Genomic DNA, 13,816 nt, shown 5'->3' with positions numbered 1-13,816 from the left:
CAGGCACGCCCGGCTGGCCGGACGCGACCCTCTCTTAAGGAACTTTGATTTGGACGATTTTTTTGTGTTTTGGCGCGCACGCCGATCCTTCAGAAAAACGGCCGGCCTCCCGAAGGAGACCGGCCATCTGGAGGATTACTTGAGGGCGTCCCAGCTCTTCTGGATTTCCTCGGCCACGGCCTTGGCGTCCTTGCCGCCGGTATAGTCGACCATACCGGTCCAGAAGGTGCCCGCACCGACGCCGCCCGGCATCAGGTCGGAACCGTCAAAGCGGAAGGTGCTGGCATTGACGAGGATCTCGCCCTGTCCGCGCAGCGTGTCGTCCTTGTAGGCCTGAGGATTGACACCCTTGTGCGGGGTCAGGAAGCCGGTCTGCGCCATCATCACTTCATGTGCGATCGGCAGCTGGAAGAATTTCATCAGCTCGCTGGTCGCATCTGAGGGGTCGGTGATTGCCATCAGCGTACCACCGCCCAGGACCGGACTGCCGAGATCCTTCTCCGCGTAGGCCGGGAAGTAGAAGAAGTCGACATCCGTGCCGAATTCCACGCCGTCCGGAAAGAACGCCGGCACGAAGGAGGCCTGGCGGTGCAGGTAGCACTGAGGCGGCGAGGAGAACAGGCCTTTCGGGCTGTCACGGAAGTCGGTCGACGCGACTGCACCGGCTCCGCCGGCGACCTTGGCATCATCACGCGCGAACCAGCCGAATTCCTCGATGGCGGCGACGACGCGCTCATCGTCGAACGGAATTTCATTCGTGGTCCACTGGTCATAGACGTCAGCCGGCTGCGTGCGCAGCATCAGGTCTTCCACCCAGTCGGTCGCCGGCCAGCCGGTCGCAGCCCCTGAGCCCAGCCCGATGCACCACGGCGTTTCACCGTCGGCGACGATCTGTTCCGTCAGCGCCTTGAGTTCTTCCATGGTCGTCGGCACCTCATAGCCGGCATCCTCGAAATTCTCAGGCACGTACCAGACCAGGCTCTTCACGTTGACATTGTAGAAGAAGCCGTAGAGCTGATCGGCGCCGTCCTTGTCCTTGTACGTGCCCAGATTGACCCAGCTGTCGCCGGCGCCGTAATTGTTGGCAACCCACTCGCCCATGCCTTCAGGCAAGGGCTGAAGCAGGCCACGTGCAGCCATGTCGGAGGCAAGGCCCGGCTGCGGGAACACCGCGATATTCGGCGCTGCGCCGGCTTCGGCATCGATGACGATCTGCTGTTCGAAGGAGTCGGACCCGGTGTAGATAACTTCCGCGCCGGTGGCTTCGGCGAAATAGGCGAGCACATTGCGGAAATATCCGTCTTCCGGCTGCAGCCACGGACCGGCGATGGTCACGGTCTGACCGCTCAGGTCCGGTGCGCTTTCCGCCCAGGAGTTGTAGCTGTCCCAGTTGAACGGGCCTTCGCCCGGGGTGAATGCAAGGTCGGCAGCAAATGCCGTGCTCATGCCCAGACCGGCGACCAGCGCCAGGCCGGCTGCACAGGCCATCAAACGTGATTTCATGTCTATCCTCCCGATTGTCCCTATGCTGGGACACTCCATCTAAAGTGGCACACCTCACCGCCTGGCAGCAATACCCACCCCATGCCTGCGATGCGCAATTCTACCAGAACCGGTCATCCAAACCGCTTTGGATTTCGCCCTAACCATGTCGTTAGCCTTCGGTCTTGTCAAGCACACAACTCGCCAATTAATGTTGCATTTCAATAACAGCCTGTTGGGAGGGACGCTTTCAAAGCGTTTTGGGCAGAATGAGCAATGGTGTGAACCTGAAAGAACTGTCGCAACGGCTGAACCTGTCGCAGACAACCGTCAGCAGGGCGCTGAACGGCTATCCGGAAGTCAGCGAGGAAACCCGCAGGCGCGTCACCGAGATGGCCGAGAAGCTCGGTTACGCGCCGAACAGCCAGGCCAGGCGGCTGGCCACGGGCCGCGCCATGGCCATAGGACATGTCATACCCCGCTCAATCCACGAGATGATGAACCCGATCTTCCTGGAGTTCATCGCCGGCGCCGGCGAGACCTATTCCAGGCACGGCTACGACATGATCCTTTCGGTGGTCGACGATGCTCATGAAGAAGAAGCCTACCGGCAGATCGCATCGCGCAAGAAGGCCGACGGCGTGATCATTAACGGCCCGGTCAACGACGAACACCGGCACCGGCTGCTGAAGGAGCTGAACCTGCCCTTTGTCGTTCACGGGCGCATACCGGGCGCCGAGAAGGAAACCTCCTGGATCGACATGAACAACCGCCGGGCCTTCGAACGCGCAACCAATCTGCTGCTCGACCTCGGCCACACCCGGATCGCTCTCCTGAACGGCCTGGAACACATGGATTTTGCCCACCGCCGCCGGAAAGGCTTCGAGGAAGCGCTCGCCGCACGCGGCCTGACCGCCGACCCGGAGCTGATGCGCAGCGCCGACATGACCGAACCCTTTGGCTGCGACAACGCCATGGAGATGCTGGCGAGTGACAACCCTCCCACCGCGTTTCTGGTGTCGTCAATGATAACGGCGATTGGCGTTGCGCGTGCCGTGGGCCAGTGCGGTCTCCGGACCGGCAAGGACATCTCGATCATCACCCATGACGATGCGCTGTCCTTCCTGCCGAACAGCGGTGAAGTGCCAATCTTCACCTGCACCCGGTCATCGGTGCATTACGCCGGTCGAAAGGCGGCCGAACTCCTGCTCGACATGATTTCCAATCCGGCCGCCAAGCCGACATCCCTGCATCTCGACGCCGAATTGATCGTTGGACAATCCACCGGCCCGGCGCCCGCCTGACTTCAGACCTGGGACAGGCCGCAGCTATCAAGCAGGTCTTTCATACGGGCGAGACCCGTCAGGCGATGCCCCCTTGCGATCTCGGCCGCGGCATCCTCGTCGCCGGCTTCAATTGCATCGACGAGCCTGAGATGATCGCCGGCATTGGAGGCCGGCGCCTTGTTCAGGCGCAGCAGCACATTGTTGGCCCTGTAGACCTGATCCAGGAATCCGGCGATTTCCGTATCAAGGCGGGTATTGCCACTGACACCGGCCACCCATCTGTGAAAGCGGTCGTCGAGTACCGCCCAGGCTTCGATGTCGCCGCCCTTCAAGGCTTCGTCGGAGCGATTCAGGAGCTCGCGGACACCGTCAAAGGTGTTCCCTCCGCCCTTTTCCGCCGCTGCCAGGCGCCCGGCCAGCGCTTCGAGCGCCGACAGGATCTGATAGATCTCGCAAATATCCCGACGGGAAATGGGCAGAACCTTGGCGCCGCGCCGCGGAACCAGATTGACCAGCCCGTCGGCCTCGAGACGGATCAGCGCCTCACGCACGGGTGTCCGGCTCATGCCGAGCCGATTGGCGATATCCGGCTCCGGCGCCTGGAAACCGGGCGGCAGGTCCCCCCTGAGGATTTCTGATTTCAAACGGTCATAAGCGTTGTCGACGCGTGTGGATTTTGCTTTCGATGACATCGCGGGATGCACCCAGTCTCCTGATGTGTAAATATGCAGATTGCATTGTCCCGCACGCTTTTTTTTAGCGCAGTCGGCACCTGTTTTTACTGCGCCGAAAGACAAACGCTCCGACGCGGCCGACATGTTTTGTGAGCAAAATATATGCCTTATCGATAACAATTCCTTTAGAATTTTATCAAAACCCTTTCCCTGACGGCACCATCCACCGCACATGTTCCGATAAAGCACTGACAGGGCTTGATTTTTCGCATTCATACCCAAGACGCCCCGCGGAAAAATATATTGTCAAAAATAACGGTATTGCGTTCGGCTCATCACGAGACGGCGAACCTGATACGGCTCTACTCGCATGGGAGCACCCTGCCGGCACCGGCACCGGCACCACCCCGATTGGCATTGCCGGCACAGGTTCAGCCCACGACTGATCTCTCCCAGGGTGATTTCGGCCTATTCCGGATCACACAAAACGGCCGCCAGTCAAAAATGACAGTGAACAAATATCAATACAATCATCAGAACATGTAAATTACTACAATATTGAGATAAATGAAGTATAAATAACAATTCATCTCTCGAAAATACTGTTTGTTATTCTTTTTCCGCTTCTATGAAACCATTCGCCGGCGGGGGCATGCATGGAACGTTTAGCAGCAGGTATAATTACCGGTCACAACTACATTCTCCTTCTGCTTTCCGTTGTCGTATGCCTGGGCGGAAGCGCATTTTCTCTTTATCTTCTGTCCAAGGCACATCGCGAAACAGGACCTTCGCGCTTGGTATGGCTGGTCTGGTCCTGCCTGGTTGGTGCATCGTCAATATGGGCAGCCCATGTGGTTGCGCTCAGCGCACGCGAACTGCCGGTCGACACCGGCTTTCGGCTGCAGGCCACGCTGCTTGCCCTTGCCGTCACCTTCATCGGCATGTTTGCCGGATTTGCCCTGTCCACGAAACGCAATATCCGGCTGGCTCCCGAGTTCGGCGGGATTGTGTTCGGTCTCACCCTGGTGTCCATGGGCTTGGCGACATCGATGGCCCAGGCAGGGGCTCCGACGGCTGGCGCCCTGCCTTCTGTCAGCCTTTGGTCGCTGCTTCTCGGGGCCTGCCTGGGGGCGATCGCCCTAAGCTTCGTGCCGCAATTGCGCGCGCCGCGCGCCCTGGCCAGCGCAACCGCGTTTCTGTTTCTTGCAACAATGACACTGCACCTGTCGGTACCGGCTCCGATTGCTCCCGCCGCCCAGGTCGGCTCCCAGCAAAGCCCGCTCTCGCTGTCCGACGGCCAGATGATGATGGTCGCTCTGGTCATTTGCGCGATGGCCGTCCTGTTCGCCGCCACAGGCTGCCTGCTCGACCGCCAAAGGAAGCTTGCGGCGCGACGGGCCTACAGTCATCTGTCGTTGCAGGACTCCCTGACACACCTGCCCAATCGCCACTATGTGCAGAAGATTGCCACCGAACTTCTGGAAAGGGCCGACCACCAGGGCAACGCCTGTGCCGTCGTGTTGATCAGTCTCGATCAGTTCAAGGCCATCAACGACCTGCATGGCTACAGGGTCGGCGACACGGTTCTGTGCAGCATGGCGAAGACGCTGACGGACAATCTCGGCGACACGGTGTTTATTTCCCGGTTCTACGGCGATGAATTCCTGGTCATCAATCCGGAACTCGAGACCATCGACGAGGCAGTCGAATTCGCGCGCCTGGTGCGTTCACTCGCCCGCCGTCCGATCCAGTGGCATTCCTATCGCCTTTCGATCCGCTCCAGCATCGGACTTGCGGTTTTCCCAAGGGACGGCAACGACCTGACCAAGCTTGTGCAACGGGCAAATCTGGCGGCCAAGCAGGCAAAGTCGATCGGCGGGAACCTCATCCAGCCCTATGTCACCGGTATGGAGGAAGCCAACCGCTGGGAAGCCGGCCTGGCTTCCGACCTGCGCAATGCCACCCTGGAAAACCAGCTCAGCCTGGTGTTTCAGAAACAGAACCTTGCCAGGACAGGCGACCTCATCGGCTACGAGGCACTGGTACGCTGGCGGCATGCGGAAAGAGGACCGATCGCACCGGAGGACTTCATTCCTATTGCGGAACGGTCGGGTATCATTCTCGATATCGGCAATTGGGTTCTGGAAGCCGCCTGTTGCGAGGCCGTGACATGGGCCGCACCGGTAACGCTGTCCGTGAATGCCTCGCCCCTGCAGTTTTCGCGCAGCGACTTTGTCGGTCTGGTTTCGACCGTTCTCGTCCGGACGGGTTTCCCGGCCGACCGGCTCGAGATTGAACTTACGGAATCAACACCGATCGAGGACCACGAACGGGTGCACGAGACGATCCTGTCGCTGCGCAAGATGGGCGTGCGGGTTGCCATGGACGATTTCGGCAAGGGGTATTCCTCGCTGAACACGCTCCAGGCCTTTCCTTTCGACAAGATAAAGGTCGACAGGGCCTTCACCCGGTCTCTGGAGACCGACCCGCACGCAAGGGCGATCCTGCGATCCGCCATCCTGCTTGGCCACAGTTTCGGTATTCCCGTCATCGCCGAAGGTGTCGAGACGGAGCGCCAGTTGCAATTCCTGCAAGAGGCAGGGTGTCAGCAGGTTCAGGGGTTCTTGTTCGGAAAACATTTGCTTCCATCACAAATAAAAAAGAAACAATCCAGGTTGAGGCAAACCGGAACCTGACCAAAATCACGAAGTTTCTTGAATGGCGCTGAATTAATAATTGTAACAATTATCAATACTTGTAAATGGCCAAAAAAACATCAAAAGACCTGGAATTCACTAACGCTTATTAACCATAAGACTTCACATCAACTTACCTTTGATTAACTATAAAAATCTAATGTGATTGCAGACAACAAACAGGTACCGCAATGACGACCCTCCTTGCTCCAACCAGACTGAAGCAGTTTGCCCGGGCCCGCCTTGTCGGCCTTCTGGCGGGGGCTTCCGTGATCAGTTTGAGCATTGCCGGGAGCCCGGCATTCGGAACGTCCCTGGAAGAGGCCATGGCGGCCGCCTATGCGATCAATCCGGGGCTCAAGGCGGAACGGTCCAAGTACCAGGCAACCAAACAGGGTGTGTGGACAGCCAGGTCCGAATTCCTGCCGACCGTAACGGGTTCGTATCTGGGCGAACAAAACGCCTTCAAGACCCGCAGCGGTATTAGCGACCGCGCGTTCTTCCATGAACTCGGGATTTCCATGTCCCAGACCGTGTTTCAGGGTTTCGCGGGCGTCAACCGCCTGAACCAGGCACACGAGGAAGCGAATTCCGGCCGCAACCAGCTGATCGGCGTGGAACAAACCCTGCTGTTCAACACGGCAGACGCCTACCTGCGCATCTGCAGGGACAGGTCGATCGTTGCCCGCCTGACGGACTATACCAACGTGGTTCAACGCGAAGTCAGCGCGGCACGCGCCCGCTACAAGTCCGGCGATGCCACCCGCACCGATATCGAGCAGGCGCTCGCCCGTCTGGCCGAAGCGCAGGGCAACAAGGATCAGGCTGTCGGCGACCTCGAGGCCTCGGAAGCCCTCTATGAACGCCTGACCGGTCAGAAACCGGGCAAGCTTGGTTGGCCCGGCATTCCAAGATCGATCGAGCCGGCCGGTCTCGAAGACGCCATAAGCGTGGCCTACCAGAACAACCCGTCCATTCGCGCCGCCACCGCGGATGCCCGCGCCGCCCGTTATGCGGCGCGCGCCGCTGTCGGTGACATGCTGCCAAGGGTGTCGCTGGAAAGCGAATGGGAAAACGGCTACCGGGGCAATTTCGGCAACCGCGACGAAGAGGATTTCCGCTTCGGTGTCCGGGTCACCGCGCCGTTTTTCACCGGCGGGCGCAACATCGCCTCCGTCAAGCGTGCCAGGTACACCGCCTCGCAGACGGAATATGAACTTGACGACACCCAGCAGATCATCCGCGAGAACGTCGTGCGGGCGATGAAGCAACGCGCCGCCTCAAGGCTGCGCGCCAAGGCCGGCAAGCGCGCCATCGAGGCCAACCGGCGTGCGGTCAAGGGCCTGCAGGTGGAGTTCGACAGTGGCCAGCGCTCGCTGCTCGACGTGCTCGACGGTGAGCGGGAACTGCTGTTGAGTCAGGTCGACTACCTGCGCGCCCGGTATGATGCCCGTATCGCCGACTTCTTCCTTCTGGCCAATATCGGCCGGCTTGCACCCCAGCATTTCTCGATTATCGAGGAACGGCCGAATCCTGTTGCCCGCATCATGCCGGAATTCAACACCTGGGATCTGCGCCTTGGCCCGACGGAAAACGATCCGTTCCAGTCAGCCGTGGCAGACGTCGCGATCACCGACCCTGTCGTGGTGATCGAAACCCAGCCGCTGCCCCCGATCAAGTAACCGCCCAAGACTCGGGCGAGAATACCTTTCGCGGGTAGATTGACCTTGTCAGTACTGAATGCCTTCCAGATCCGAGAAGTCGATGCGGCCACCGTCGGCGAGCTCGATGTAGCCGCCTGAATCCTGCGACAAGGAGATCTCGCCGCCGAGGGCGTTGACTTCCTCGATTGCACCCTCGGTCATGGTAATCGACCAGTCGGTGCCGTATTCGCCCAGAGCCGTGCCATCAGTGGCATTTGCGAGATCGATGATGTCGATCCAGTTGCCGCCGGCACCGCCGGAGATCGTGTCGTTGCCATCGCCGAGCATGTAGGCGAACAGGTCCGACCCGTCACCGCCGGCCATGACGTCGTCGCCCGTGCCGCCGCGGATTACGTCGTCTCCCGAACCGCCGTGAAGGCTGTCATTGCCTCCCTGGCCGATGAGGATGTCGTTGCCTCCCCGACCATAGATCGTATCGCTGAAATCACCGCCGACGATCGTGTCGTCACCACTGGTTCCGGTTTCACAGATGGCGCTTTCATCGACATCGACCACATCCAGTGTGATGGTCTCCGTGTCAGACAGGCCACCGCTGTCTGTCGCCGTGACATCGAGGGTTATGGTCTGCTCGGTCTCAAAGTCGACCGCGACATCGTCCTTCAGCTTCAGCAGATAGTTCTCACCATCGGAGATGACTTCAAATCGATCGTCGGACACCGTGAAGGTGTGCGTGTCGCCCACGTCCGGATCGACAACGGAAAGCTGGATCAGCTCAACACCGGCTTCGTTTTCCGGCACGTGATACTCGTTCGCGTCGCAGTCATCGTCATGGCCATGATAGGTCTGGCCGTGCACGCCGTCATCTTCGTGATAGTGGCCTTTTTCGCCATCCTGGATATGGCCCCAGTGACCGTCGTGATGATCGTCCCAGTGCTTGTTGGCATTGTCTGGGCGGTAAATGGCATTGCCAACGATCAGGTCGGGTGGTGAATTGCCGGATCCGCCGGAGGTCACCTCGACCGGGAAGGTCGCGCTGGACTGCGAACCGTCGCTCGACGTCGCGTTGATGGTGACATCGATGGTCTCGCCCGCGATCAGCGCGGCCGCGTCGGCAACCGTGACGACACCCGTATCGGCGTCGATGCCGAACCGGTTGTCATCGATGGAATAGGTGACCGTGTCGCCGGCATCCGCATCCCGGGCAAAGGCGGTCAGGCCGACCACGACCCCGGCCGCGGCGGTTGCCGCCACCAGATTTTGGGCGGTATCCGTGTCGCTGACAGGACCGATTGGCGAATTGTTGTCGTTCGGGCCTTCGGGCTCGACATCAATCACATCGATGACGATGGTCTCCGTGTCCGACAGGCCGCCGGTATCGGTCGCCGTGACCTCGATGGTCACCTGGGTTTCCGTCTCGTAATCGAGCGCCTGGTCGTCCTTCAATTTCAGCACGGTCTCGCCGTTCTGCGCGACCACTTCGAACCGGTCGTCCGAAACGGTGAAGGTATGGCTGTCGCCAATGTCCGGATCGAAGACGGACAGCGTGCCGACTTCGGCGCCGAGCTGTTCTTCATAAACAGCAGCATGGGCGTCGGTCTCCTGCACGGTCTGGTCGAAGACAGGGTCATCGAAATCCTCGTCACCACCACCGACAAGATCCTCAAAGCCGATCCTGATGCCGCTTTCCGCGGCATAATCGTACCCACCCGGGTTGAGCGACCCGTCACCGGAGAAGAACACATTGGCGCCCTTACCGACCAGCGGCGTTCCGTCCACGACGGCTTGCCAGTGTCCGTCCCCGTCCTTCTGGAACGTGACCGGATCGCCGCTCGCAACGCTGTTATAGTCAGCGCCATCCGGGATCAGGAAGTAACCGATTTCACCGGCTTCGACGCCCTCCAAGTAGATGGTTGCGCTGTCGCCTGCATTCAGCTGGTTCTGATCGACCCATACGATCTCGCCACCGATCGGGTTGCCGTTGCCATCCATATGGAAGACACCGAGAATGTTGCTGTAACCTGCGGATTCTTCCACGAAGGTCATGGTCACGGAGCATCCCGGGCCGAGCTCCGGATCGAAGTCCAGATCCGGCGCTTCGTTGACATCGGTAATGTTGACGGTGAAGGTCCCTGTCGACGTGGAGCCGTCGGATGATGTTGCCGTGACCTCGACATCGACACTCTGCATGGCCTCATAGTCAAAGCTGACGCCGTCCCGGACGGTGAGGACACCGGTATCCGGGTCGATCTCGAACCGGTCATCCGTGATCGAATAGGTCACACTGTCGGAGGCGTCCGGATCGTCCGCGAACGCGGTCACGCCGACATATTCGCCGCCTGACCCATTCTCCGCAACGCTGTTCAGCGCAGTATCGCTGTCCGCGACGGGACCGATCGGACCGACACTCTCGTCGATGTCCAGCACATCGATGACGACGGTTTCGGTGTCCGACAGGCCGCCGGAATCGGTCACCGTCACATCGACGGAAACCTGCGTCTCGGTTTCATAGTCGAGGGCCTGGTCGTCTTTCAGTTTCAGGACATATTTGTCACCGGACACCACCACCTCGAACCGGTCGTCCGACACGGTGAAGGTATGCGTATCACCGACATCCGGGTCGAAGACCTGCATCGGGGCGATTTCCGCGCCATGGAATTCCTCGACCACCGCGATGCGGGTGTCCGCGGTCATCGAGACACTGTCGATCAGGGTGCCGCCATTGTTGTCGGAGCCGATCTCGACAAAGGTCAACGTGTTGGAACCGTCACCGGAGCCGCCAACCACATTGAAGGAAAAGGCCTGCCATCCGGAACCGGTCGTCGCCGGATCGATCGTATCGATCAGCTCGCCGTTCCAATAGACTTCCGCCACGCTCTGGCCTTCGCCTCCACGCGACTTCATGTCAAAGGACAACTGGTAGACCTGGCCATCGAGCTGGCCTTCGACTTCCTGAGAAATCCAGCCGTTTGTGCGGCTAGCAAGATCGAGATGATGGCCACCATCGGTCGCGCCGAAATTGTTGTGTCCGGCCTCATGGACATCGACATTCTCGTAGGTCCAGCTGTCTATGGAATTCGGGTTCTCGTACCAGCCGGTCCCGGCGTTTCCTCCATGGGGACCGTCATAGACCTCGAAACTGCCGTTCTGGATCATCTGCAGGCCACCGTCTTCCAGGCAGATGACAAGATCCGGCGGCTCGTTGCCGTCCGTGATGCCGATGGAGAAAGTGCCCGTTGCGGTTGACCCGTCGGTGGACGTTGCGGTCACGGTTACATTGACACTCGAGTCCGCCTCGGCGTCGAAGCTGGATCCCGCCTTCACCGTGATCTCGCCCGTATCCGGGTCGATCTCGAAGCGGTCGTCGCCGCCGGTGATCTCGTAGGAGACCACGTCGGTGACATCCGGATCGTCCGCGAACGCGGTCACACCGGTATAGTCGCCGCCCGACGCGAACTCCGACACCTCGTTGCCGGTGGTGTCGCTGTCGCTGACAGGACCGATCGGGCCTTCGTTCTCGTCACCGATGGCGATCGTAAACGTACCCGTCGAGGTCGACCCGTCCGAGGACGTCGCCGTCACCTCGACATCGGCAGAGCTTTCCGCCTCGGCGTCGAAGGAAGAGCCCGCCTTCACCGTGATCTCGCCAGTGTCCGGGTCGATCTCGAAGCGGTCATCGCCGCCGGTGATCTCGTAGGAGACGACGTCGGTGACATCCGGATCATCCGCGAACGCGGTCACGCCGGTATAGTCGCCGCCCGACGCGAACTCCGACACCACGTTGCCGGTGGTGTCGCTGTCGCTGACAGGACCGATCGGGCCTTCGTTCTCGTCGCCGATGGCGATCGTGAACGTGCCGACTGACGTCGAGCCGTCCGAGGACGTCGCCGTCACCTCGACATCGGCAGAGCTTTCCGTCTCCGCATCGAAGGAAGAGCCCGCCTTCACCGTGATCTCGCCCGTGTCCGGATCGATCTCGAAGCGGTCATCGCCGCCGGTGATCTCGTAGGAGACAACGTCGGTGACATCCGGATCGTCCGCGAACGCGGTCACACCGGTATAGTCGCCGCCCGTCGCGAACTCGGACACCTCGTTGCCGGTGGTGTCGCTGTCGCTGACAGGACCGATCGGGCCTTCGTTCTCGTCGCCGATGGCGATCGTGAACGTGCCGACTGACGTCGAGCCGTCCGAGGACGTCGCCGTCACCTCGACATCGGCAGAGCTTTCCGTCTCCGCATCGAAGGAAGAGCCCGCCTTCACCGTGATCTCGCCCGTGTCCGGATCGATCTCGAAGCGGTCGTCACCGCCGGTGATCTCGTAGGAGACAACGTCGGTGACATCCGGATCGTCCGCGAACGCGGTCACACCGGTATAGTCGCCGCCCGTCGCGAACTCGGACACCTCGTTGCCGGTGGTGTCGCTGTCGCTGACAGGACCGATCGGGCCTTCGTTCTCGTCGCCGATGGAAATCGTGAACGTGCCGACGGACGTCGACCCGTCCGAGGATGTCGCCGTCACCTCGACATCGGCAGAGCTTTCCGTCTCCGCGTCGAAGGAAGAGCCCGCCTTCACCGTGATCTCGCCCGTGTCCGGATCGATCTCGAAGCGGTCGTCGCCGCCGGTGATCTCGTAGGAAACCACGTCGGTGACATCCGGATCGTCCGCGAAGGCGGTCACGCCGGTATAGTCGCCTCCGCTCGCGAACTCCGACACCTCGTTGCCCGTGGTATCACTGTCGCTGACAGGGCCAACCGGGGCCTCGTTCTCGTCGCCGATGCTGATCGTGAACGTGCCCGTCGAGGTCGACCCGTCCGAGGACGTCGCCGTCACCTCGACATCGACGGAGCTTTCCGTCTCCGCGTCGAAGGAAGATCCCGCCTTCACCGTGATCTCGCCCGTGTCCGGGTCGATCTCGAACCGGTCGTCGCCGCCGGTAATCTCGTAGGAAACCACGTCGGTCACATCCGGATCGTCCGCGAAGGCGGTCACGCCGGTATAGTCGCCGCCCGACGCGAACTCCGACACCACGTTGCCGGTGGTGTCGCTGTCGCTGACAGGACCGATCGGGCCTTCGTTCTCGTCGCCGATGGAAATCGTGAACGTGCCGACGGACGTCGACCCGTCCGAGGATGTCGCCGTCACCTCGACATCGGCAGAGCTTTCCGTCTCCGCGTCGAAGGAAGAGCCCGCCTTCACCGTGATCTCGCCCGTATCCGGGTCGATCTCGAACCGGTCGTCGCCGCCGGTGATCTCGTAGGAGACAACGTCGGTGACATCCGGATCGTCCGCGAACGCGGTCATACCGGTATAGTCGCCGCCCGTCGCGAACTCGGAGACCTCGTTGCCTGTGCTGTCGCTGTCGCTGACAGGGCCGACATCCGTGTTTTCGGTTGGATCGCCAGGACCGGGGCCGTCACCACCGTCGTCTTCCTCCGGCGCGAGGCCTCCGCTGGTGCCGTCACCGATTTGAGACCCGGATGCGCTGACCCCGTCTCCACCCAGATCAAACTGCGGCAGGGTTGCGTCCAGCCCGCGAGCACCCGGCACAGTACCGTCGCCAAGGCCGCCGTCGTCATTTGGAGCGCCATCGGAGGTCTCTACCACCTCCTGGGAGCCTTCGGGCAACCGGGTATCGCCCTGGCCGTCGCCACGCCCGCTGCCCAAGCCGCCTGCCTTGGCACCACCGCCACCGGTTGCGTTTCCACCAGTGCCGTCTCCATCGACCTGGGAGGCACCCGTTCCTTCGTTTTCCAGAGGCACAGCCTGATAAAGGTTCGCGATCGTCGCCTCTCCGGTGTCTTCCGGCTCGATCGAGAGGGAATAGTCATTGCCGCCATCCGGACGATACGGATCTCCGGCCTGCGCTTCGACCCGGCCCGGAACTGGCGTGTCACCGCCGGAATTCGACGAGGAAGATCCGGCCGGTTTGCCCGTGTTTTCGGAACTGTCGGTGTTGGCCATGACTTGCACGCGCTCCCTTAAATCACGCCCTCATCAGACGCAGGGTTAGATTAATA

At 60.7% G+C, this 13,816-nt stretch carries 6 protein-coding genes; 3 read left to right on the top strand and 3 right to left on the bottom strand.

The features are described 5' to 3' along the window. Nucleotides 1-135: 135 nt before the first annotated feature. The gene (locus O6760_RS12495; RefSeq protein WP_269585686.1) at nucleotides 136-1,503 is read right to left on the bottom strand and encodes an ABC transporter substrate-binding protein; all 1,368 of its coding nucleotides are present in this window, start codon (nucleotides 1,501-1,503) and stop codon (nucleotides 136-138) included. Nucleotides 1,504-1,763: 260 nt separating this feature from the next. On the opposite strand from O6760_RS12495, the gene O6760_RS12490 reads away from it, so the two are divergent. Further along, nucleotides 1,764-2,786, top strand: coding sequence for a LacI family DNA-binding transcriptional regulator (locus O6760_RS12490; protein ID WP_269585685.1), 1,023 nt, complete (start codon nucleotides 1,764-1,766; stop codon nucleotides 2,784-2,786). A 2-nt stretch (nucleotides 2,787-2,788) separates the two neighbouring features. Here O6760_RS12490 and O6760_RS12485 read toward each other — a convergent pair whose 3' ends face one another. Next, nucleotides 2,789-3,718 (bottom strand): GntR family transcriptional regulator, encoded by a 930-nt coding sequence (locus O6760_RS12485; protein ID WP_269585684.1) that lies wholly within the window; start codon nucleotides 3,716-3,718, stop codon nucleotides 2,789-2,791. Between the two features lie 518 nt (nucleotides 3,719-4,236). Between O6760_RS12485 and O6760_RS12480 the strand changes: the two genes are divergently transcribed. Both O6760_RS12480 and O6760_RS12475 read left to right on the top strand, forming a co-directional pair. Beyond that, nucleotides 4,237-6,138 carry a putative bifunctional diguanylate cyclase/phosphodiesterase gene (locus O6760_RS12480; RefSeq protein WP_269585683.1) on the top strand — a complete coding sequence of 634 codons (1,902 nt, stop codon included), beginning with the start codon at nucleotides 4,237-4,239 and terminating at the stop codon, nucleotides 6,136-6,138. A 191-nt stretch (nucleotides 6,139-6,329) separates the two neighbouring features. Next, complete coding sequence (locus O6760_RS12475) at nucleotides 6,330-7,820, top strand: TolC family outer membrane protein (protein WP_269585682.1); 1,491 nt, start codon at nucleotides 6,330-6,332, stop codon at nucleotides 7,818-7,820. 48 nt (nucleotides 7,821-7,868) lie between these two features. On the opposite strand, the gene O6760_RS12470 is transcribed toward O6760_RS12475, so the two are convergent. After that, complete coding sequence (locus O6760_RS12470) at nucleotides 7,869-13,760, bottom strand: cadherin domain-containing protein (RefSeq protein WP_269585681.1); 5,892 nt, start codon at nucleotides 13,758-13,760, stop codon at nucleotides 7,869-7,871. Between the last annotated feature and the right edge of the window lie 56 nt (nucleotides 13,761-13,816).

The organism is Roseibium sp. Sym1 (genome assembly GCF_027359675.1).
Taxonomy (GTDB): Bacteria; Pseudomonadota; Alphaproteobacteria; order Rhizobiales; family Stappiaceae; genus Roseibium.
The sequence above is the reverse complement of the archived record's forward strand: the minus strand, read 5'-3'. Positions and strand labels throughout refer to the sequence as shown.